Here is a 23,000-nt window from a genome sequence, read left to right as displayed (position 1 = left end):
ACCCCGGGGTGGTCACCGAACAGTGCCGTACGTCACAGGTTGGACGTGTTCGATGCGGTCGGTCCGGCCGCCCGTGCCAGAGCCGCCCGATCGTGCACGTAGAAGTGGCCGTCGTGGTGGCTGACCACCCCGGCAGCGGTCAGTGCGACCAGAACGCGGTTGACGTTCTCGCGGGAAGCGGCGACGTGTGACGCGAGCTGACCCTGGGACAGCCTGGGTGAGATTCGAAGGCCGTCGGGGATGGGCTCGCCATGCTCGTCGGCGAACTCCAGGAGCAGCCCGGCGACGCGCTGGCTGATGTCGTCGAATGCCACCCTGCTCAGGGAGGTGGCCGCCAGCACGGCAGCAGTGCTCAGCTGCTCGAGCATGCGTTGCATCGCCGCGGGATGTCGGGACAGGAAGGTCACCAGCGGGGCCCGCCGGATCAGCAGACAGCGAGCGTTCGTCATCGCGCTCAGGCCGAGCCACCTGGTCCCGGCGGGATGGAACAGCCCCACCTCGCCGGTCACCCCCTCGGCGGTGACCACGTGGACGATCACCTCTTTGCCGTCGGGATGGACGCGGTAGACCTTGAGCTGGCCCTCGGCCACCACGACGAGGACGTCGGCAGGGTCGCCCTCGACCCAGATCGGCTGGCCCCGTTCATAATTGCGAACGCGGACATCCGGAATCAGCTGCGCGACGTCGGACGACGACAGGTCGCGGAAGATCGGAGTTCTCAGCAGGACGTCCTCCGGGGTCACGCAGGAAGGATCCCAAAATCGCCGGGGATGTGCCAGGCGTGCGAACCCCCGGCGCGGCGTCTGCCCCCTACAGGCCCGAGGCGTCCCGCAACGCGCCCGACACCCCCGGCTCACGGGTGTCGGCGATCCGTCGCCGCAGGTCCTCGATCATCGGCAACGCCTGCCGGTAATAGGGCTTGGGGAAGCTCAACGCGTTCGGCATCGCGGTCGAGCCGTAGGACACCGTCTTCTCGTCCCGCTTCGTCCTCAGCCAGTGGTCGCGCGGACCACACCCGGGATGGTCTGGTGTCAGGAGTTCGAGGTCACCGGTCAGCGCACCGCAGTTGTACTCGATCGCGATGAGCTCCGAGAACGAGACGGTCGTGTCGTGAACAGCGCCTGCTGGATCGGATGGGTAACCCCTCTTGAGGAGGACGACGCGATCGTCGAACGCCACCAGCTGTCCGGCACGTCCGCTGTTGAGGACCAGCCACGGCACCTCGTGTGCCGGTGCGTGTTCCTGAACGGTTGCCCATTGCGCGACGGTCATCGGTTCACCGAACACGGGCACGCTCTGATGTGCTTCCTCCCAACAAGTTTCGGATTTCTCGCGCACCGACTCCTCCTCTTGCAGTGCGTCGATTCCGGCCTGCGCCGCCGGATCGACTCCGCCCTGTTGCAGGGATTCGAGGAAGTAGGCGATGAAGTCGGTTTCGGCCTTGTCGAACGTCCCCAGGTTCACCATGCCGGTCGACGCATGAATCGAAATCGTCGGGACGAGATGGACGGGCGTGAGGTCGTACCCCAGGATGTCGTCGGCGGTGACCGAGACGGCGACGCACGTTCCGTCCGACGACGCCGAGTCGGTGTTGAATCCGATGACGCGCGCGTTGGTGAACGCCACACCTTCGGTGGCGGGTTTGAGGCGGCAGGCCGAGGCGAATGCGCGGATGACTTCGCCCTCGGCGAGATGGGGAGCAAGGCGTTGCTTCCAGTGGGTGGCCTTCACGGCGCTGACCTGCGGACTCAACTTCGCCATAACCTCATGGTCACTCGGGCTTGGTCACCTCGCAACTCGAGGATCGGGTCGTTGGTCCCGACCAAGTCCCGTTCCCGGGTGGGGTCTTCGCCACTTTCCCGGGTGTCACGCCAGTGTCGGCGTAGTGTCGGAAAGACGCTGAACGGCCAGTGTGATTCTCCACGGAGGTGCGTGCGATGAGCGGCGAGCAGGTGACGAGTGATCCGCTGTTGGACTTCGTCGACGAGGTCCTGCAACGGCATTTCGGTCCGGAGTACAGCTCCGCGGACCGGATCGATCGCCACCACGTCGAACAGCTGCTGACCGACGACACCCGACGACGGGTGGAGGAGGCCCGCGACGCCGCGGTGGAGTGGGGGAGGAGCGAGCTCGCCGGCGAGGTCGTGATCGCCTCGGACCGTCTGGTGATCACCTCGCACGGGCTCGTCTACGCCGCGGGGATGAGCGCGCCCGGAGCGCACCGGCCGCTGTATTACCTGGCCACCCCGATCGAGTTGTTCGAGTCGATCGTCGAGCGTGTCGACGACACGTCGTTGCGGCAGGGATCGGTGGCCGCGGTCGACGATCGGTTCGGGCATGAGCTCACCTATCCCTGGCCGCTCGACACGGGGCTGCGACACCTGCTCGACGCGCATCAGGCGTTGCACCTGGACCTGTCGGATCACGTGACCGCGCCCCAGCCGCGCGAGAGATAGGCACGACCGGGCACGGTGGCCCGGTGCATAGTGGCGACCGAGCGGTCAGTCCTTGGCGTGCCGCAGGTAGCCGTACAACCCCGCACGATAGCCGCGGGTGTAACTCGGTTCGTCGTCGTCGGGATCGGGGGCCGACGCCATCGTCGTCGACGCATGATGACGGGCCCACGTCCGCGGCAGTGAATCCAGGCGGGAAAGGGCGTCCTCGAAGCCCCGTTGGAACAGATCAGGGTCGAGGTGAGCGTCGAGCTCGGGGTCGACGATCGGGAACGAGGTGGGGAGGCGGGTGACGACGCCGTCGGCGGTCGGGGTATCGAGCGCGGGCAGACCGGTGTCATGAGTTGTCAACGGGCCACACGCCTTTCGGCGAGACTGCGATACAGGGTTGCGCGGCTCACGCCCAAGGTCTCGGCGATGTCGGGCACCGGACGGCCACCGGCGCGCATCCGTTCGGCCATCGCCACCTGATCGTCGTCGAGCACTCGCGGCCGACCGACCGACGACGTGCTGCCCGATCGGGACACCGCCGCCGCGTGACGGCGTGTCTGACCGCGTTCCGCGTCGACTTCTCCGAGCGAGGCGAGAACCCCCACGATCATCGCGCCGGCCGGATCGTCGGTATCGATGCCTTCACGCAGTGATCGCACACCGATCCCACGCTGCGACAGGTCGCGGGCGGTCGCGAGTACCTCCGCGGTTGTCCGGCCGAGTCGATCGATGCCGACCACGATCGTGGTGTCGCCGGGTCTCGCATAGTCCAGCAGGGCGGACAAACCTGGACGTCTCGGCATGACCGAGACGCCGGCGAACTCGTCGCTGTAGATCCGCGACGGGTCGACCCCGGCTTTGGTCAGGGCATCTACCTGGGCTGCGAGGGTGTCGGCGCCGACACCCGCCCGGGCGTAGCCGAGCATCGCGACGGTGCTGCCGCCCGGCGGGTCGAGGTTCATGGCCGTCAATGTATCGCAAAATTGATCGGGAGGGGGATTTCAAGACACGGTGGTGGGAGCTGGTTCTGAGACCAGATGCTTTGGTGGGTGGTGCCGGAATCGGGAGATCCTGTTTCGATGCAATCGAGTAACAGCCGGGTCGCTGGGGTCGGGTGTGCGACTAATGAGACATAGTAAATTGCGAGTATCTTGAAATTCCTCTTCTTGGCTGTCGATCTCGATGCGGCGCCTCGCAAGCTCGGGGCCTTACTCGATCAGCGGAGGGGACCGTGCGGAGGGGACGACCGTGCGGAGGGGGGCGACTGTGCGGAGGGGGGCGACTGTGCGGAGGGGGCGACTGTGCGGAGGGGGCGACCGTGCGGAGGGGGCGACCGTGCGGAGGGGGCGACCGTGCGGAGGGGGCGACCGTGCGGACGGGACGACCGTGCGGACGGGACGACCGTGCGGACGGGACGACCGTGCGGAGGGGACGACCGTGCGGACGGGGCGACTATGCGGACTGGGCGGCGGTGCGGATGAGGGTGGGGTTGCTCGATCAGCGGCGGGGAGACGGCGAGGTCGAGATCCCGCTGATCGAGTAAGTGAGGAGCTTGCGACGAACGCATCGAGATCAACTCGGTTTGCTTTTTCCCGCCCCAGCGGCGAGTCCGACGAATCAATTCGGCGCGGTTATCGGACCGATGAAATCGTGTGGAGATCGATCGAGTGACCGATCAGTAAGTACTGCCGAAACCCGCATGGGCAAAGTCGAGTAGTTGGCTACTCGCGTCGATAACCTGGCCGTCGGTCACAGTAGTCGTGTGATCGAGAACGCGCACGATTCTCGCCGGGGTCACGACGTCGGCGTTCAATCAAACGCGTGCACCGGTGGTTTCGCCGGCCGATCGCTTGCCCGTGTTGCCCAACTGGTGGCGCCGAGATCCGAGAAGTTTTGTGTACAAATAGATTACGTGACAGGCCAAGCACGCGCGATGGCTACGCCGCGGTCATGCCGACCGGTGGATGGTGACCGTGTCATCGGTTGCCGCGGGCCGGGCCGGACGATCTGTCACGCGAATGTCTCCCGGAGTCGTGGCGCACACCAGTCGGTCGGATCGCATTTCCGATTGAGACCAACGTGCATTGTTTTTGTGACAGAGGAGTGACCGAATACAAATCAGGTGAATCGCGAAGAAATCTCGGATGAATCGGACGGGACCAAGCCGATATGTCTGATTGGTCGCGATTTCTCCTGGCATTGATCACCAAATATCGAAAGTAGTCAGTCGTTTCGGCAACAGCATGCCGAGCGAGGTTCAACGCTGCGCGGACACCGACGTCACGCGCGGCTCCAACGGCGGAAAAGCCATGACACGAGACACTCCGACGGAGGCCACCGTGACCACGTCCCACCACAATCACGCACCTAGCGCCCCATCAGTTCAGGCGCTTCCACTCACCGCGGCGCAGCGGGGGATCTGGTTCGCCCAGCACCTCGCGGGCGACATGCCCATCTCCATCGCCCAGTACATCGAGGTGGTCGGTGAGTTGCACACCGAGTTGCTCGCGGACGTGTGCCGCAAGGCCGGCCTGGAGTTCGGGGGCGGCAACCTGCGTCTGAGCGTGGTCGACGGCGAGCCGCGCCAACGCGTCGACGAGGAGCACGGAGCGCCCGTGACGATCGTCGATCTGCGGGGCGAATCCGACCCGGTCGCCACCGCGCACCAGCTGATGACCCAGGACTATTCGAGTCCGCTGGAGCTGACCACCGATCACCTCATGACGAGCACGATCTTCCAGGTCGGCACCGAGCACTACCTGTGGTACCAGCGTGCCCACCACATCGCGCTGGACGGCTACGCCGCCGTGACGATGGTGCGCCGCATCACCGAGCTCTACAACGCCGGAGTGGCGGGGCAGAGTGCTTCGGAATCGTCGGTGAACGGTATCGGTGACATCGTCGCCCAGGACGGGGCCTATCCGGAGTCGGCGCGTTTCGACAACGACCGGAAATACTGGACCGAGCACCTGGCCGATGCACCGCCCGTCGTCAGTCTGGCCGGTCGGATGGGCACGCCCACGATTCACCCCATTCTCGTGAGCACACCGTTGCGAGCCGACACCGCCCAACTGCTGGACCGCGTGGTCGCCGAACGCGGTACCAGCGTCGCCCCGGTGATCGTCGCGGCGTTCGGTGTGTACCTGGCCCGGATGACCGCGAGCGACGAGGTGCTGCTGAGCCTGCCGGTCTCCGGCCGGCATTCGGCGGTGCTGCGCCGATCGGGCGGCATGATCGCGAACGTGGTGCCACTGCGGCTCGCGGTGGCCGGCCGCACCGTCGACGAGGTGATCACCGCCGCGCAGAGCGAGCTGATCAGCGCACTGCGACGGCAGCGTTATCGCCAGGAGAACATCTTCGCCGACATGGGCATCGCCCGCGACGAGACCGCCTCGTTCGGGCCGGCGATCAACCTGATGATGATCGACAACGACGTCGTGCTCGGCGAGACCACCGGGCGCCTCAACGTCCTCACCTCGGGCCCCACCTCGGATCTGTTCGTCAACATCTACCCGGGCGCGGGCAAGGACAGCACGCACGTCGACTTCCAGGGCAACCCCAATGTCTACCGCGAGGAAGAACTCGCGGGGCACCACCGGCGGTTCCTGCGGTTCCTGCACGAGTTCCTCGACTGCGCGCCGTCGAGCCCGCTGTCGCGCTTGCCGCTGCTCGACGAGTCCGAACGTGCCGCACTGCTCCCGGTTCGCGGGGACGCGGGCGTCGGAACCCGACTGCTACCCGAACTTCTGACGAAAGCCGTTCGCGATCATCGTGATTCGGTGGCGATCTCGGCGAACGGGCACACCCTGACCTACGGGGAACTCGACACCGTGTCCTCTCGATGGGCGCGGCGGTTGATCGCTCTCGGATGCGGACCGGACTCGGCGGTGGCCATCGTGCTCCGACGGTCGGCCGAGTCGGTCACCGCGGTCTGGTCGGTGGCCAAATCCGGTGCGGCGATCGTCGCGATCGACCCGGAGTATCCGCGCGCACGCATCGAGCACATGATCGCCGACAGCGGAGCCCACGTGGTGATCACCGTCGACGCGTATCGCGATCGGCTCCCGGAGGGCGTCCGCCTGATGGTTCTCGACGACGAGGACACCATGCAGGCCGACACCGACACCGACGCCGACACTGGCGCCGACTGCCGTCCGATCGACGAGGACGCACGATTCCATCCGCTGCGCGCCGCCAATGTCGCCTACATGACGTACACCTCGGGCTCCACCGGTGTGCCCAAAGGCGTTCAGGTCACCCACGCCGGACTCGCGAACCTCGTCGCCGACCGGAGCGCGGCCTGTGGTCTCGACTCGAGATCGCGGGTGTCCTACGCACTCTCGCCCAGTTTCGACGCGTCGATGGAACAGCTGATCACCTGCTTCGCGAACGGAGCGCGTCTGGTCATCGTGCCACCCGAGGTGATCGGCGGGGAGGCGCTCACCGAACTCCTGGGCGGCGAGAGGGTGACGCACCTTACGTTGACGCCGACGATGCTGGCCACCGTCGACCCCGTGCCGTTGCATGACCTGCGTGCCGTCGTCGTCGGGGGCGACGCGTGCCCGCCCCACGTCGTCGAGCGGTGGACGCAGCAGGCGACCATGTTCAACGAGTACGGTCCCACCGAGACCACGATCACCGCGGCGGGTGGTGTGATCGATTCGGCGGCAGACCTGACCGCCGGCGGCCCGATCCGTGGGATGTCGGCCATGGTGCTCGATCCCGCGCTGCAGCCGGTACCGATCGGTACCGCAGGCGAGCTCTATCTGGCCGGCCCGGGTCTCGCCCGGGGATACGCAAACCTGGTGGGGCAGACCGCGACCCGCTTTGTCGCCGATCCGTTCGGCGACCCCGGGCAGCGCATGTACCGTACCGGGGACATCGCGCGCTGGGTCGGCGACGACTCCGCGCCGGCCCTGGAGCTGATGGGCCGCAGCGACTTCCAGCTGAAGATCCGCGGCTACCGGATCGAGCCCGGCGAGATCGACGCGGCACTCACCGCGCACCCGGACGTCGAGCAATCCCTCACGGTGCCGGTCCGCAACAACGCCGACGCGGTTGTCCTCGCGTCGTATGTGGTTCCGGTGGGTGATCGTCGGATCGACCCCGGCGACCTCGAGCGGTTCGCCCGCGATGCCCTTCCGCCGCACATGGTCCCGGCGGTGATCGTGCCGCTGGATGTGATGCCCGTCAACGCCTTCGGCAAGGTGGACCGGCGCGCGCTGCCCGCCCCGGTCTTCGACACCGTGGGGACCGGACGGCCGCCGTCGACGCCGCGGGAATATCAACTGGCAGAGCTGTTCTCCGAGGTTCTCGGGGTGAGCCAGGTCAGCGCCGACGACAGCTTCTTCGCGCTCGGCGGCGACAGCATCCTGTCGATCCAACTCGTCGCCCGCGCCAAGGCCCACGGCCTGTCACTGTCCACCCAGGATGTGTTCGAACACAAGACCGTCGGTGCCCTGGCCGCGATGGCCACCGATGCCGCCGACGAGGCGGTGCTCGACGAACTGCCGGGCGGAGGTGTCGGGCCGATCCCGCTGACGCCCATCATGCACGCGATGCTCGACCGGGGACGGATCGACCGGTTCGCGCAGGCGGCACTGGTGGAACTCCCGGAGCAGGTCACGCGCGCGCGGTTGACACGAGTAGTGCGTGCGCTCCTGGACCGTCACGACATCCTGCGCGCGGTCCTGCGCGGTGAACGATCCGACAGCCGCGACATCGAGGTTCGTGGACCGGGCGCGGTCAACGCCGACGCCGCACTGGTCCACGTGTGGCTCGAACGCCGTGATGCCGACGAGATCGATCAGCATCTGCAGACGGCCGCCGACCAGTTGGACCCGCATGCCGGCAAGCTGATCCGATTGGTCTGGATGGAGGATCGGCACGGCACCAAACCGGATCTGATGTGGCTGGTCATCCATCACCTCGCCGTCGACGGCGTGTCGTGGCGCATCCTTCTCACCGATCTCGCACAGGCATGGCAGTGCATCACCGACGGTGCCGACCCCGAATTCGGGCCGAGCACGTCGACCTCCGTTCGGCGCTGGGCGCACGGCCTCGTCGAGCAGACCCCCGCCCGGACCTCCGCCGAACTCGAGCGGTGGACCGGCGTGCTCGCCCAGGGAGATCAGCTTCTCGGGTCGCGCCCGCTGGACCCGGGCCGTGATGTGGGAGCCACCGCGGGACTCCTGCACGTCCGCATACCCGCAGACGTCACCGAGGCGGCGGTCACCACCATTCCGGCCCGCTTCCACGGCAGTGCCAACGACTCGTTGCTCGCCGCGTTGGCGCTGGCGCTGGCGCAGTGGCGGCGTCGGCGCGGGGTGGCGCCGCGCAGCGAGGTCGTCACCCTCGAGGGACACGGTCGCGAGGAACAGGCCGTGCCGGGCGCCGATCTCACCGCCACGGTCGGCTGGTTCACCTCATGCTTCCCCCTCCGACTCGAACTGCAGGGCGTCGATGTCGAGGACGCGTTCGCCGGCGGGCCGGCCGCCGGCCTCGCGATCAAGCAGGTGAAGGAACAGCTTCGAGCGGTGCCGGACAACGGCATCGGCTACGGGATGGTGCGGCATCTGGACCCACGGGGCCGCGCCGAACTCGGACACCTTCCGGAACCTCAGGTCAGCCTGAACTACCTGGGGCGCGCAGGTTCTCGCGAGCTCTCCGGACCGTGGGCGCCGTCGACCGAGTTCGCCGCGCTGACCGGAACGCGTGATCCGTCCATGGCGCTGGCGGCGGTCATCGACATCAACGCGATCGCCGAACCAGGGCCCGACGGGTTCGAACTCAGCGCCGCATGGGAATTCGCGACACTGGTGATCGACCACACGGATGTCGAGGAACTGGCCGGGCTGTGGGTGCAGGCCTTGCGGGCACTGGCCGCGCATGTGCGCTCCGACGACGCCGGCGGCTTCACCGCATCCGACTTCCCACTGGTGACGGCCTCGCAGGACGATGTCGACGGCTGGCTGGGCGATTACCCGTCGATGACCGACGTGTGGCCACTGACCGCTCTGCAATCCGGACTGCTGTTCCACGCCACCTACGACGACGGCTCGGACGGCTACACGGTGCAGGCCGAACTGACCCTCGGTGGTGACGTGCAGCCCGCACGGATGCGGCGGGCCGCACAGATGCTCATCGATCGGCACGACAGCCTCCGCGCCGCGTTCGTCGAAACCAGTTCGGGGCCACGGCAGATCATCCTGCGCGACACCCGGGTCGACTGGACGGACTCCGACATCACCGGCATCGGTGACGCCGACGGCCGCGAACGCGAACTGCGGCGACTCGTCGCGGAGTCGGCGGGTCCGTTCGACCTCGCCCATCCGCCGCTGCTGCGGCTCCACCTGATCCGGGTCGACGACGCAACGTTCCGGCTGGTCCTCACCAACCATCACATCGTGCTCGACGGCTGGTCGATGCCGGTGCTCATCCACGAGTTGCTGTCGCTCTACATCGCCGACGGTCGCCCCGACGGGTTGCCGCGACCGCAGTCCTACCGGGAGTATCTGCAGTGGCTGCAGACACGGGATCATCAGGCGTCGATCGACGCGTGGCGCGAGATGCTCGACGGCATCGACAGCCCGACGCTGGTGACCGGAAAGCCGGATCGCTCGGCCACCGCCGGCATAGGGGAGATCACCCTCGACCTCGATCTCGCGACCACCGAATCCGTTCTCGAGGTGGGCCGCACCCACGGCGTCACCGCCAACACCGCCATTCAGACGGCGTGGGCGCTGCTGCTGACCACGATGACCGGTCGGTCGGATGTGGTGTTCGGCAACACGGTCTCCGACCGCCCGCCACACATCCCGGGCATCGACCGCACCATCGGTCTGTTCATCAACACCCTCCCGGTGCGGTTCCGGCTCGACCCCGCCCAGACCGTCGCGGATCTGCTGGCCCGCGCACAGTCTGAGCACGCCGCGATGCTGGATCATCGGAACGTCGGGCTGGCCGAATTGCAGCGCACAACCGGGATCGCCGACATGTTCGACACCGTGACCGTCCTGGAGTCCTATCCGCTCGACGCCGCCGCGGTCGAGAGCACCCTCGGCGATGCCGGGTTGCGCTGGATCGATCTCGTCGCCCACGACGCCACGCCGTACCCGCTCAGCCTGCAGGTCACGCCGCCGCGCCCGACCGGCGCCGGACGCTCGGCCACCGACGAGCCGGATGCCTACCGGCTGACGGTGCGGTATGCGACCGATCGACTCGACGCCGAGACCGCCCGCACACTGCTCGAACGGTTCATCCTGCTGCTCCAGCAGATCGTGACCGACCCCTCGCGGAAGGTCGCCGCGATCATGTCGTGCCGGGAGGACGAACACGACGAGCTGCTCTCGGTCCACGGTGCGCCACGCGAGGCCGACCGTCTGCTCCGAGAGATCCTGTCCGACAGCGCGTCCCGGTACCCGGATGCGGTCGCGGTGCGTGCCGGCGACATCGCGCTGACCTATCGCGAACTCGAGCACCGAGCGCGACGGGTGGCCGCCGACCTGATCGGCCACGGCGCATGTCCGGAGTCATTCGTCGCACTGGCCGTCCCGCGGTCGGTCGAACTCGTCGTGGCCGTCTGGGCGGTGGCCACCACCGGCGCCGCCTTCGTCGCCCTGGACCCGGGCAACCCCACCGAACGGATCGCGGAACTGCTCGCCGACTCGCACAGCACACTGGGACTGACCGTCGACGCGGTGACACCGAAACTACCGGACACCGTCGACTGGTTGTCGCTCGACGATGGACGTGACGATGCGCCCGGCGACGATTCCGCTGTTGCCGCGGCCGACGGGCTACGTCCGGACAATGCGGCGTACCTGATCTACACCTCCGGTTCGACCGGCAAGCCCAAAGCCGTTCACCTCAGCCACCGGGGACTAGCCGACTTCGTCGCCGCCCAGGCCGAATCCTATGACACGACAGTCGGTTCGACGGTGTTGCAGGTCGCGTCGCCCGGTTTTGACGCGTGTGTGGCGGAGATTCTCCTCGCGCACAGCAGCGGAGCCTGCCTCGCCATCGCCCCACCACACGTCTACGGCGGCAGCGATCTCGAGGAACTCATCGAGGCCGAACAGATCTCGCATGCGATCATCACGCCGTCGGCGCTGAACACGATGGATCCGGCGCGGGTGCCGTCGCTGACCACGATCGCCGTCGTCGGAGAGGCCACCGGCGCCGACATCGTGAACAGGTGGGCGCCGGGGCGTCGCCTCATGAACCACTACGGCCCGACCGAATGCACCATCTGGGCGACCGGACTCGACGACCTCGGGCCTGGGCAACCGGTGACCATCGGACGCCCGATCCGGGGTGTGTCCGCCATGGTTCTGGACGCGTGGCTGCGCCCGGTGCCGGTGGGTGTCACCGGTGAGCTGTACATCGGTGGGCCCGGACTCGCCCGCGGCTACTTCGATCGACCGGGCATCAGCGCTTCGCGTTTCGTCGCAAACCCTGCGTCCGCACGCGGTGAGCGGATGTATCGCACCGGCGACGCGGTTCGCTGGGTGCGTGGCCGATGCGGCCTGGAGTTGGAGTATCTGGGCCGCAACGACCAGCAGGTCAAGATTCATGGCCTGCGCATCGAAACCGGCGACATCGACGCCCATCTCGCGCGACACGGTTCCGTCGCGCAGGTCGCCACCATCGCACGTCCGGGCCCCGCCGATCAGCCGATCCTGGTGTCCTATGTCGTCGCCACCGCCGGAGAGTCGCTGGACGTCGGAGCATTGCACGACCATCTCGCGGACAGCCTCGCGCATTACATGAATCCGGCGGCCATCGTCGAGCTGGACACGATGCCCCTCACGCGGACCGGAAAGATCGACCGAAAAGCATTGCGTGAGAGGTCCTTCCACATTGAAAGCGAAGGCGGCCGACCACCGGAGACCCCCGCCGAACAGCTCATGGCCCGGCTGTTCACCGATGTGCTCCACCTCGACAGCGTCTCGGCCGACAGCAATTTCTTCACCCTCGGCGGCGACAGCATCGTCTCGATGCGGCTGGTCGCGCTGGCCAAGGCCGCCGGACTCACCATCACCCCGCGCAACGTGTTCGAAGCCAAGACGGTGGCCGCCCTCGCCGCGGTGGCGACCAGCGAATCCGCCGCGGAGCCGACCCGGCCCCGACCTGAATGCCGGACGACTCGCGCCCTCGACCGGGACCCCCGGCCCGAGGACTTCCCGCTCGTGGATCTCGCGCAGTCCGACATCGACCGGCTCGGACAGCGCTATCCGACGCTCGCCGACGTGTGGCCGTTGTCGCCCATGCAGTCGGGCATCCACTTCCATTCGACGTTCGACTCCGATGCCGTCGACAACTACACGGTTCAGTCGGCGATCTCCTTCTCCGGGGACGTCGACGGTGAGCGAATACGGCGGGCCGCGCAGGCCCTCGTCGACCGGCACGACATCCTGCGCGTCGGATTCGCCGAGTCGTCGGCGGGCCCCGTGCAGATCGTGGTGGACCACGCGGACGTCCGGTTCACCGAAGTCGATCTCGCCGGCGGGGCGGCAGCGGCAACCGACGTCGCCGCGCTCGGCGAGTCGGATGCCGCCGCCGGGTTCGATCTGGCACAGCCGTCGCTGATCCGGTTCACACTGATCCACCTCGGTCGCGGTGCGTTCCGGCTGCTCATCACCAACCATCACGTGATCCTCGACGGCTGGTCGATGCCGCTGCTGATGGGCGAGCTGCTGGAGTACTACGGGACACCGTCGCAGATCGAGATCACCGGACCCGCGTCCTCCTATCGCGACTATCTGGCCTGGCTGGGGGAGCAGGATCTGGACGCATCCAAGGCCGCCTGGGCGGAGGCCTTCGTCGACGTCGAGGCACCGACGCGTGCCTCGCGCGGCACCACCGGGACGACCGCAGTGGTCGCGGCCGAAGTCGGCGCGGAGTTGTCCGCCGAACACTTCGCGCAACTGTGCGCGGTGACCGCGGATGCCGCCGTCACGGTCGGTGCCGCCCTGTCCGCTGCGTGGGCGATGAACCTGCGCGTGGTGACCGGTGAGACCGATGTGATCTTCGGCTCGGCCATGTCCGGCCGGCCGCCCGAGGTGCCCGGCGTCGACTCCACGCTCGGGATGTTCCTGAACACGGTCCCGGTGCGCGTCCGGCTGAACCCGGAGATCTCACTGGGGCAGTTGATGATTCAGATCCACGAGCAGTATGCGCGGATGCTGGATCACCAGTACGTCGGGCTGCCGGACATCCACCGCAGTGTCGGCATGCCCGAACTGTTCGACACCGCCCTGGCCTTCCAATCGTTCCCGCTGCACGAGGAGGCGTTGGGACAGCTGGTCGAATCGGCCGGTCTGCGGGTCGACGCCATCACGGGCGTGGATGCCACCCCGTACCCACTGAGTCTGGTCGTGGCACCGAAGTTGAACGGCGGCAACGGTGTGCCGGGCCTGACGATGACGCTGCGCTTCCGCACCGATGCATTCGACGAGCAACATGCCCGGGAGATCCTGCAGCGGTTCGCCGACTGTCTTGTCCGGATCGCCGAGCACCCACGCACCCTGCTGGCCGCGGTCACCTCGGCAGAGTCCGCTGCGGTGCGTGCGGCCGGAACCGAGACCGCGCGCCCGGCCGCGATGCGGGAGTTGTTCGAGCAGTCCGTGCACCGCACCCCCGATGCCCTCGCCGTGACGTGCGGTGACGTGTCGGTGTCCTATCGGTGGCTCGACGAACGGTCCACGCGTCTCGCCCGAGTGTTGCTGCGGCGAGGGGCCCGGCCGCACGGAGTGTTGGCGTGCGCGCTGCCGCGTTCCATCGACGCGGTCGTGGCGATCTGGGCCGCGGTCAAGGCCGGAACCCCATTCCTCCCGGTCGACCCGAACCTGCCCGCCGACCGGATTGGCTACCTCCTGGCAGATTCGGGTGCCGCACTCGGGATGACCATCGGCGACTGCCGTGCCCGACTTCCCGGCACCGCCGACTGGGTGGTTCTCGACGACGACCACACCCGCAGCGAGATGGCGGCCGAATCGGCGGAACCGATCACCGACACCGAACGCGGCGGGGACGTCCGCATCGACGACACCGCGTACCTGATCTACACATCCGGATCGACCGGCACGCCCAAGGGAGTGCTCGTCACGCATCGCGGCCTGGCGCAGGTCGTCGCCGCCCAGCGCTCGGTCCTCGGCGTCACCGACGACGCAACGGTGCTGCAGGTCGCCTCGCCCAGTTTCGATGCGTCGGTGTTCGAATTGCTGATGGCGCACGGCACCGGGGGCCGGTTGGTGGTGTCGCCGCCGGAAGTGTACGGCGGTCCGCTCCTGTCGGAACTGATCCGGCACCAACAGGTTTCGCATGCCGTCCTGACGCCGTCGGCGTTGGCCACCATGCCCGGCGACGGGCTGGACACGCTGCGCGTGCTGGCGACCGCGGGTGAATCCGTCGGGCCCGAACTGGTGGATCGGTGGGCGCCCGACCGCACCATGGTCAATCTGTACGGCCCGAGCGAATCCACGATCTGGGCCACCGCAAGCCGGCCACTGGACCCGGGCGATCCGATCACCATCGGCACCGCGGTGGCTGCGGTCGGGACCGCGGTTCTCGACACCTGGCTGCGCCCGGTGCCGTCGGGGACCGCGGGCGAACTCTACCTGTTCGGACCCGGGCTGGCCGACGGGTACGTCGGCAAGCCGGGGACCACCGCGGCGCGGTTCGTGGCGTGCCCGTTCGGTGGGCCCGGCGACCGGATGTACCGCACCGGCGACATGGTGCGCCGCGGCTGCGGCGACCAGCTGGAGTTCTTGGGACGCAACGATTTCCAGGTCAAGATCCGGGGCACCCGGGTGGAACTGGGTGAGATCGACGCCCTGCTCGGCGCGCAGATGGGTGTCGGGTACGCCGTCACCGTCGGGCGCGGCGCGCAGGGACGTCCGCCGACCCTGGTGTCCTACGTGGTGGCGGACACGGGCACCACCCTGTCGGGGGACGCTCTGCGTGCCGGTCTGACAGAGATGCTGCCCGGGTACATGGTGCCGGCCGCGGTCGTCGTGCTCGACGAGATCCCACGGACGCCGACCGGCAAGCTCGATCGCGCCCGCCTGCCCGAACCGATGCTTGCGGCAACGGAATTCAGGGCGCCGTCGACGACGGCGGAAGTGGTGGTCGCGACCGCCTTCGGAGACGTGCTCGACCGGGCGAGGGTCGGGGCGGACGACGATTTCTTCGCCCTCGGCGGTGACTCGCTCAACGCCTCGCTCGTCGTCTCCCGCGTGGGCGCCGCCCTCGATGTCCGGATTCCGGTGCGCGCCCTGTTCGAGGCACCCACCGTCGCCGGATTCGCGGCGCTGGCCGAGTCGATCACCGGCCGCCGGCGAGTGCCGCTGACGGCGACGGCACGACCGGACCGTGTTCCGCTGTCGCTGGCGCAGCAGCGGATGTGGTTCCTCAACCGCCTCGAACCGGAATCGCCGGCATACAACATCCCGGTGATGCTGCGGCTGTCCGGGCGGCTGGACATCGGTGCCCTCGAGGCGGCGCTCGCCGACGTCGTCGGGCGGCACGAGGTGCTGCGGACGACCTATCCGGAGACCGATGGCGAACCGCGGCAGCTGGTCCGCGACGACGAGACGGTCGATGTGGACGTGCGCCATGCGGTGCGACGCGAAGTCGGGGAGGTGGTGGGCGAGTTCGTCCGTCGTGGCTTCGACGTGACCACTCGGGTCCCGCTGCGTGTCGCGCTGCTGGAGATCGACGACGAACGCGTCGGCGACACCTGCCAATTCCTTCTGGTGCTCGTGGTCCATCACATCGCCGGCGACGGACAATCGATGGGGCCGTTGGCCCGTGACGTGATGACGGCGTATGCCGCGCGGGTGACCGGAGATGCCCCGGCGTGGGATGCACTCGAGGTGCAGTACGCCGACTACGCGTTGTGGCAGCGGGAGGTGCTCGGCGCCGTCGACGATCAGGAATCCCTGATGCACGCTCAGCTGGGATTCTGGCGCTCCAGCCTGGCCGAGGCCGCGGAACGACTGGATCTGCCCGCCGACCGGCCGCGTCGCCCGGTCGCCTCGCTCGCCGGCGGTCGGGTGCCGGTGGACATCGATGCCGACCTGCACCGTCGGCTGCTCGCTCTCGCGCGGACGAGCGGGTCGTCGCTGTTCATGGTGATGCACGCCGCGTTTGCGACCGTCCTCGCACGGTTGAGCGGCGGCGACGACGTGGTGGTCGGAACCCCGGTGGCCGGCCGGGGTGAACCCGGCCTGGACGCGTTGGTGGGCATGTTCGTGAACACCCTCGCATTGCGGACGCGGCTGGACGGCGCGGAGTCCTTCGCCGACCTGCTCGGCCGCGTCCGGGACACCGACCTGCAGGCGTTCGAGAACGCCGACGTGCCGTTCGAACGTGTCGTGGAAGAACTGAACCCAGCGCGGTCCACGGCGCATCACCCACTGTTCCAATCCATGCTGGCATTCCAGAACCTGTCGCACGTCGACGTGCAGTTGCCCGGGGTGACCGTGTCCCGTGAACAGGCCGACACCGGGATCTGCCAGTTCGACCTGCAGCTGGTGATCGCCGACTCGTACGGCCCCGATGGTGCGGCGCAAGGTATCTCGGGGATGCTGATGTTCGCGCGCGACCTGTTCGACGACGAGACGGTGGCCGGATTCCTCGGCCGATTGCACCGGGTTCTGGAGACGGTCGCCGACGACCCGACGACGTCGATCGGGGACATCGACTGGCTGGAGCCCGACGAATGCTCGGCGCTGCTGTCGAAGGTGGGACCCGACGCGGCGCCGACCCCGATCCTGCTGCCGGACGCGTTCGCCGAGGCCGTCGCGCTCAACCCCGACGGTGCGGCCCTCGTGTCCGGGGACGTCGAGATGTCCTATCGGGAACTCGACCAACGCTCGAACCGCTTGGCGCGCTACCTGATCGGTCTCGGTGCGGCTCCGGAGACGTCGGTGGCGGTCGCCGTCGAACGGTCGGTGGAGTCGGTGGTGGCCTGGTGGGCCGTCGTGAAGACGGGTGCGGCGTTCGTCCCGGTGGATCCGCACTATCCCTCCACGCGGATCGAGCAGATGGTGTCCGACTCGGGCGCGCGGCTCGGCGTCACGGCGTTGCGGGCGCGCACCGCGCTCCCCGACGGACCGGACTGGGTCGTGCTGGACGACGCTGCCGTCGCCGCGCACGTCGACGGCCTGAGCGCGACGCCGATCGAGCAGGGCGAACGGGCGCATCCGGTACGCATCACCAATCCGGCCTGGGTGGTCTTCACCTCCGGGTCGACCGGCCGGCCCAAGGGTGTGGCGGTCACCCACGCGGGCGTCGCCGACTACCTCCGCGCACTGCATGTCGACGCCGACGCCGGCTCCCGCGTCCTGCATTTCGCCTCACCGTCCTTCGACGCGTCGCTGCTGGAGATTCTGTTCGCGACGGGGTCCGGAGGGGCACTCGTGGTGGCACCGGTCGGTATTCGCGGCGGCGACGAACTCGCCGGGCTCCTGCGTGAGCAGCGGGTCACGCACGCTTTCATCACCCCGGCGGCGCTCGCGTCGGTGGATGCCGACGGACTCGACGATCTGCGGCTGGTGATGTCCGGTGGCGACGAGGTACCGACCGACCTGGTCAGCCGGTGGGTCGGTACCGATGCCGCCGGTGCCAGGGAGTTCCGCGTCCTCTACGGGCCGACCGAGACCACGATCGTCGCCACCGCCACCGATCCCTTGGCGGCGGGGGAGCGGTCGACGATCGGCGTGCCGCTGCCGGCCATGCAGGCCCTGGTGCTCGACGACCGGATGCGGCCGGCGCCGATCGGGGTGGCCGGTGAGCTCTACCTCGCGGGCCCGGCACTTGCACGCGGATATCTGAACCGGTCGGCCGTCTCGGCGGCCCGATTCGTTGCGCATCCGTTCGGCGCGCCGGGCCAACGCATGTACCGCACCGGCGATGTCGTCCGCTGGAACCCCCAGGGATCACTGGAGTTCCTGGGCCGCAACGATTTCCAGGTGAAGATTCACGGATTCCGGGTCGAGCTCGGCGAGATCGATGCGGTGCTGGGCGCGAGGTCGGATGTGGCGTTTGCCGTGACCGTTCTGCGACACGACGGCGCCGCCGGAACGCGGTTGGTGTCCTACGTGGTGCCCGCGCCGGAAACGGTCCTCTCGGGTGAGAAGTTGCGGGAGGTGTTGGCAGAGACGTTGCCGCCCTACATGGTTCCCGCTACCGTGATGGTGATCGAACAGATCCCGCTGACCCCGAGCGGCAAGCTGGACCGCAAGGCCCTGCCCGCCCCGATGATCACGCTGCGACACTTCCGGGCGCCGTCGTCGCCGGTGGAGGAGATCGTGGCGGGTGTGTTCGCCGAGGTCCTGGGCATCGACGGCGCCGTCGGGGCCGACGACAACTTCTTCGACCTCGGCGGCAACAGCCTCGTCGCCACCCGGGTGGTCGCCCGGATCGGCGCCGCGCTCGACACGAAGGTTCCGGTCTCGATGCTCTTCGAGGCGCCGACGGTGGAGAAGCTGGCCGCCCGGGCCGAATCCCACACCGACACCGGACGGGTACCGCTGACCGCGCAACCCAGACCCGAGCACGTTCCGCTTTCGTACGCGCAGCAGCGGATGTGGTTCCTGAACCGGTTCGAACCGGACTCGCCCGCCTACAGCATCCCGATCGTCGTCCGACTGTCCGGGCGGGTCGACCTCGACGCCCTGCGGATGGCGCTCGACGACGTCGTGGAACGCCACGAGATCCTGCGGACGGTGTATCCGTACGTCGCCGGATCCCCCACCCAGATGGTCCTGCCCGCCGACTCCGGTCACGTGCCGATGGTCGTCGTCGACACGGCGGAATCGGATCTGGCGCAGAATATTTCACAGCTCGTTCGGACGCCGTTCGACCTGACGGCCGCTGCCCCGACACGTATCCGCCTGTTTGCTCTCGGCGGTGACGAGTGGGTGCTGGCCATCGTGCTGCATCACATCTGCGGTGACGGTTCCTCACTGACACCACTCGCACGCGACGTGATGACCGCGTACACCGCCCGCCTGCAGGAGGAAGCACCGGGATGGTCGCCGTTGGCGGTGCAGTATGCGGACTACGCGATCTGGCAACGAGAGGTTCTCGGCTCCGAGGCCGACGACGATTCGCTGTTGCGTGCGCAGATCGACTACTGGACAACACAGTTGGCCGACGCTCCGGCCCTGCTCGAACTCCCCGCGGATCGACCCCGCCCGGACGTGCAGTCCTACGCCGGTGCCGGCGTCCCGATCACCATCGATGCCGATCTGCACGCTGCCCTCGACCGGGTGGCGCGAGCGCATGGCACGACCCTGTTCATGGTCTTCCACGCGGCGCTGGCGGCGGTACTGGGTCGGTTGGCCGCCACCGACGACGTCAGCGTCGGCACCCCGTACGCGGGACGTGGTGAACCCGAACTCGACGACCTCATCGGCATGTTCGTCAACACCCTGGTGCTGCGGACCCGGTTGCGTGCCGGAATGTCCTTCAGCGATCTGCTCGACGACGTGCGCGACACCGATCTGGCTGCCTTCGGACACGCCGACGTACCGTTCGAACGTCTTGTGCAAGAACTGAACCCGGTCCGCTCGAACGCTCACCACCCGCTGTTCCAGGTGATGCTCGCCTTCCAGAATCTCACCACCACCGACGTCGAGCTGCCCGAACTGTCCGTGTCGGCGGTGGAAGCCGACACCGGTACGTCGCTGTTCGACCTGCAGGTCACGGTGTCGGACACCTACGACGCCTCCGGCGCGGCCGCGGGCATCACCGGTGACGTGACGTACGCGACCGATCTGTTCGACGCGGCGACCGTCGCCACGTTCGTCGATCGGTTGCTGCGCATGCTCGCCGCGTTGTCCGCCGATCCCGGCCAGACGGTGCACGACGTGGAGCTGCTCGATGCCACCGAACGAACGAGCGTTCTGGAGGACGCGAACGCGACCGATCGGGCGCTGGAACCGGCCGACACACTCGCATCGGTGTTCGGCCGGGCGGTGGACCGGCACCCGAATCGCCGTGCGGTGACCGGCGACGGACGGTCGCTGACCTACACCGGCTTCGCATCACGGGTGAATCGTTGTGCACGATGGTTGATCTCACGCGGCGTCGGACCGGACTCGCTTGTCGCGCTGCGGATGCGCCGGTCGCTGGACCAGGTCACCGCGATGTACGCGGTGATCGCTGCCGGCGGCGCCTACGTGCCGATCGATCCCGATCATCCCGCCGAACGAATCGACTACATGCTCGACGCCGCGGATCCCGTGGTCGTCCTGTCCGGGATCGACGACGCGGACTGGGCCGCATTCGACGACGCGCCGATCACCGACGACGACCGTCGTGCGCCCCTGCGGCCCCACAACCTGGCATACGTGTTGTTCACCTCCGGGTCCACGGGCCGACCGAAGGGTGTTGCCGTGTCCCATCGTTCGGTGGTGAACCAGGTGCGCTGGATCAGTGACACCTATTCGCTGACGACGGCAGATGTGGTGCTGCAGAAGACCCCCGCCCATTTCGACGTGTCGGTGTGGGAGCTCTTCGCCACGTTGGCGGTGGGCGCGCACCTGGTGATCGCGCGGCCGGACGGGCATTCCGATCCAGGATATCTCGCGGAAACCATTGCCGCCGAACAGATCACGATGACTTCGTTCGTCCCCTCGATGCTCTCTGTGTTCGCCGCCGCCGCACCGCCGGATGCGCTGGGATCGCTGCGCGCGTTGCTGGTGGCGGGCGAGGCGCTCGGACCGGACGTGGTGGCCGCGACGCGGGCCGCCCTGCCCGGCGTGACCCTGCACAATCTGTACGGCCCCACCGAATTCACCGTGCACGCCACCGCGCACGATCTCCGGGAGTCCGACGACGGTGCGGTGCCGATCGGCACACCGGTGTGGAATGCCCGGGCATACGTACTCGACTCCCGGCTCCGGCCGGTGGCGGCTGGTGTGCGAGGAGACCTGTACCTCGCCGGAGTCCAGATTGCGCGTGGCTACCACGGACGTCCCGGCCTGACCGCCGAGCGATTCGTGCCGAGCCCGTTCGCGGCCGGGGAGCGGATGTACCGGACCGGCGACCTGGCGCGCCGGCGGGTCACCGGTGAACTGGAATACCTGGGTCGCACCGACTTCCAGGTCAAGCTGCGCGGGCTGCGAATCGAACTGGGCGAGATCGAGGCCGTGTTCGCCGAGCATCCCGATGTCGCGAGGGCAGTCGCCTCGGTGATCGCCTCGCCGGCCGGTGATTACCTCGCGGTGTATCTGGTGCCGGCGGCGGATGCCACGGTGGACACCGGGGACGTCGTGGCCTGTGCCGCGGCCGAACTGCCCGCATACATGGTGCCGTCCGCCGTCATGGTGCTCGACACGTTGCCGGTCACCCCGTCGGGCAAGCTCGACAGGGCCCGGCTGCCGCAACCACAACGCACCGTCGGCGACTTCCGTGAGCCGTCGTCACGGCTGGAAGCCGAGATCGCGCGCATCTTCTCCGACGTCCTCGGTGTGCCGCGGGTCGGGGCCGACGACGACTTCTTCGCTCTGGGTGGCAACTCGCTCAAGTCGGTGCAGGTGGTGAGCGAACTGAAGAAGGCACTCGACACCGACGTCCCGATCCGCTGGATGCTGTCGAGCCCGAGCCCGGCCGACCTCGCGAAGCGGATCGAGTCCGGCGCGGGTGACGGACAGAACGACACCGGCGCAACCGGTCTCGGGCTCGGGGTACTCCTGCCGATCCGCGCCGAGGGAGAGCAACCGCCGTTGTTCTGCATCCATCCCGCCTCAGGCCTCGCATGGTGCTATCACACTCTTGCGCCTCACCTGAGCGCGGACCGGCCGATCTACGGCCTGCAGGCCCCGCAGATCGGTGGCGACGACGACGGGCCCACGACGATCGCCGGCATCGCCCGCCGCTACTTCGACGAGATCCGAAAGGTGCAGGCGCACGGCCCGTATCACCTGCTCGGCTGGTCGATGGGCGGGGTGATCGCCCACGCGGTTGCCGCCGAGATAACGGCTGCCGGGGAACACGTCGAGTTGCTGGCGATGCTGGACGCCGAGGCCGACGGCATCGACCCGTCGGAGGTCTCGACCATCACCGCCGGCCAGTTGATCAGCAACCTCGGCCCGGTCCTGGGCATCGACTTCGTCAGTGCCGACGCCACCGCCGAACAGGCGGCGCAACAGATCACCGAACACCTCGGTGACGGTTTCGGCGTGGACGCGGCCACCATCGATCGCCTCACCGAGGCCTACAACGTATCGATCCGGGCCGCGGCCGCGTGGCAGCCCCCGGCGGTGGACACCGACATGCTGTACTTCACCGCCGTCCGCGACCGGCGGTCCGACGCGCAGGGTCACCACGGGTGGGTGCCGTTCGTTGGTGGCCGCATCTCGAACGTCGACGTCGACGCAACGCATCTCGCCATGACGGAGGATGCGGCGATCGCCTCGATCGCGGAGGTCATCAACGAACGCCTCTCCCGTGGCTGACATGCCCCGTTCGGCCCATGCAGCGTCGGTGGTACCCGGCGTTACCGGCGATCTGGATCGGCGCGGCACATTTCGTCTGATGCGG

General features: G+C 68.1%; 6 protein-coding genes. 2 read left to right on the top strand and 4 right to left on the bottom strand.

Annotated elements, in window-relative coordinates; translation table 11 throughout:
- Nucleotides 1–32 precede the first annotated feature (32 nt).
- Both ACWDTI_RS15655 and ACWDTI_RS15650 read right to left on the bottom strand, forming a co-directional pair.
- Nucleotides 33–743: a Crp/Fnr family transcriptional regulator gene (locus ACWDTI_RS15655; protein ID WP_449739016.1), complete on the bottom strand. Its 711-nt coding sequence runs from the start codon at nt 741–743 to the stop codon at nt 33–35.
- 67 nt (nt 744–810) lie between these two features.
- Nucleotides 811–1,761, bottom strand: a complete 951-nt coding sequence (locus tag ACWDTI_RS15650; RefSeq protein ID WP_449739015.1) for a hypothetical protein — start codon at nt 1,759–1,761, stop codon at nt 811–813.
- Nucleotides 1,762–1,937: 176 nt separating this feature from the next.
- On the opposite strand from ACWDTI_RS15650, the gene ACWDTI_RS15645 reads away from it, so the two are divergent.
- The gene (locus tag ACWDTI_RS15645; RefSeq protein ID WP_449739014.1) at nt 1,938–2,456 is read left to right on the top strand and encodes a glucose-6-phosphate dehydrogenase; all 519 of its coding nucleotides are present in this window, start codon (nt 1,938–1,940) and stop codon (nt 2,454–2,456) included.
- A gap of 45 nt (nt 2,457–2,501) precedes the next feature.
- Here the strand turns inward: ACWDTI_RS15645 and ACWDTI_RS15640 are convergent, their stop codons facing one another.
- Both ACWDTI_RS15640 and ACWDTI_RS15635 read right to left on the bottom strand, forming a co-directional pair.
- Entirely contained in the window at nt 2,502–2,804 is a 303-nt protein-coding gene (locus tag ACWDTI_RS15640) for a hypothetical protein (RefSeq protein ID WP_449739013.1), read from the bottom strand.
- The gene (locus ACWDTI_RS15635; RefSeq protein ID WP_449739012.1) at nt 2,801–3,406 is read right to left on the bottom strand and encodes a recombinase family protein; all 606 of its coding nucleotides are present in this window, start codon (nt 3,404–3,406) and stop codon (nt 2,801–2,803) included. The genes ACWDTI_RS15640 and ACWDTI_RS15635 overlap by 4 nt, the downstream gene beginning before the upstream one ends.
- Nucleotides 3,407–4,753: 1,347 nt before the next feature.
- On the opposite strand from ACWDTI_RS15635, the gene ACWDTI_RS15630 reads away from it, so the two are divergent.
- Nucleotides 4,754–22,915: an amino acid adenylation domain-containing protein gene (locus tag ACWDTI_RS15630; protein ID WP_449739011.1), complete on the top strand. Its 18,162-nt coding sequence runs from the start codon at nt 4,754–4,756 to the stop codon at nt 22,913–22,915.
- Nucleotides 22,916–23,000 lie beyond the last annotated feature (85 nt).

The sequence above is a fragment of the Gordonia sp. NPDC003424 genome, from assembly GCF_053588655.1.
This window is presented reverse-complemented; position numbering and strand designations above follow the sequence as displayed.

Bases quoted from the DNA above. Each gene is read 5' to 3' on its own strand.
- ACWDTI_RS15650 (WP_449739015.1), bottom strand. From the start codon at position 1,761: ATGGCGAAGTTGAGTCCGCAGGTCAGCGCCGTGAAGGCCACCCACTGG.
- ACWDTI_RS15645 (WP_449739014.1), top strand. From the start codon at position 1,938: ATGAGCGGCGAGCAGGTGACGAGTGATCCGCTGTTGGACTTCGTCGAC.
- ACWDTI_RS15635 (WP_449739012.1), bottom strand. From the start codon at position 3,406: ATGAACCTCGACCCGCCGGGCGGCAGCACCGTCGCGATGCTCGGCTAC.
- ACWDTI_RS15630 (WP_449739011.1), top strand. From the start codon at position 4,754: ATGACACGAGACACTCCGACGGAGGCCACCGTGACCACGTCCCACCAC.